We start from the raw sequence: 1,353 nt of genomic DNA, 5'->3' as shown, positions 1-1,353 counted from the left end.
GAGTTAAAGAAACTAAAAAAATGTTACAACCTGATGAAGAATAAATATCTTTAGCCAATCTCATCCGAGACACTTAGTGGTATACTTTTCAATTACTAAGTGGACTACTTTTCAATTATATTATACATTAGGTGCTTGTACAGGAAATGAAGGACACCCAAAAAAAATTCAAACATGTGATACTCAAAAAGCTAATGGAACTTTAATAATTAATCCGCTCAATACAAATCCGAGCTGTGAAAGATTGTTTAAGTTTAATTCAGAAGGAGAAATGAGTTCAATATCTGACGATGAAGCTGTAAATAAACAAATAAATGCTATTCTAAATTTAAATATGCAATCTTTAAAAGATGCTCGAAAGGAGGTTTACCATGTTGTTCAAGAAAGAGTAAGAACAGAAAGTAAAAGAACAAAAAAAGATAAACCAGCATTTGTAAAGTTTCTTAATCAGGAACTTCAAGGGTGGCAAAGCAAAACAGGCGGTAAACTTAGACCCTACTGTTTAGTAGCAATTTATTATTTGACAAAGAAACTAAGAAGAAATTAATTGCTTCTTCTAAATCATGCGATTCTCCTAATAAATTAGCTTATTTTTTCGATAGAAGTGAGATATTTCACTTCACTTAACTTATCCCATCTCACCATACTCGCCAATCTTCTCCTCACAAATCCGTTTAGTAATATCCCTTAGCAACTCCACTTTAGGAACAAGAGCGTCAATATCCTCCTTTGTGACTACAAAATCAGGATCATAGCGTCCATTTACATAAGCAGCTTTGATAAGCTCAAAAAGACGTTTCTCTTCTGCTGTATCCTGTGGAAAGACTTTTATAAACTCGTTAGAATATTTTTTTACAGAGTTTAGCAGTTTTGTGAGATTATGTTGTTTTGGGTTTTCGAGTGTATTAACAAGTCGAATAGCATAAATAAAGTTTTCACAAGCTTGATGCAAATCAAAAGATGACATCCTGTAATCTTTTCTTGAATATGCAAATTTAGCTTGTTCCATAAAACTATTTGCTCTGTCAAACTTATCATCAAAGTATTCCTGAGCCTGTTGCTTTATTTCTTCAAAACTGAGTTTTCTTCTTCGTGCAAGCTTATGTTTACCACTATCATATAGAACAACACCTTCTTGCTTTATCTGTGTATAGAAATATCGCCCATCATTCAGGTATTTGTTCAGCTTTTTCATATCCTCACTGATAAACTGAACAGGAGGCTGTCTGTCAGGGTCTTTTGCCCTGTCATAATACAAATCTTCTACATTACTGAGTGACCTGATTGCTCCTCCATCCGATACTCCGCTTGTGACAACCAATATATCGTAATCGCTTACATAAAACTGTAGTT

General features: G+C 33.6%; 2 protein-coding genes. One reads left to right on the top strand and one right to left on the bottom strand.

What is annotated here, in order from left to right:
- The first annotated feature begins 76 nt into the window (after nucleotides 1–76).
- Complete coding sequence (locus G7Y57_RS17835) at nucleotides 77–547, top strand: hypothetical protein (RefSeq protein ID WP_165027356.1); 471 nt, start codon at nucleotides 77–79, stop codon at nucleotides 545–547.
- 81 nt (nucleotides 548–628) lie between these two features.
- Here G7Y57_RS17835 and G7Y57_RS17830 read toward each other — a convergent pair.
- A partial coding sequence (locus tag G7Y57_RS17830) for a HEPN domain-containing protein (protein ID WP_165027353.1) occupies nucleotides 629–1,353 on the bottom strand: 725 nt, incomplete at its 5' end.

It is taken from the genome of Dysgonomonas sp. ZJ279 (assembly GCF_011039205.1).
In the GTDB taxonomy this organism is placed as follows: domain Bacteria; phylum Bacteroidota; class Bacteroidia; order Bacteroidales; family Dysgonomonadaceae; genus Dysgonomonas.
Note: the sequence above shows the minus strand (reverse complement) of the source record. Positions and strands in the feature narration are given on the sequence as shown.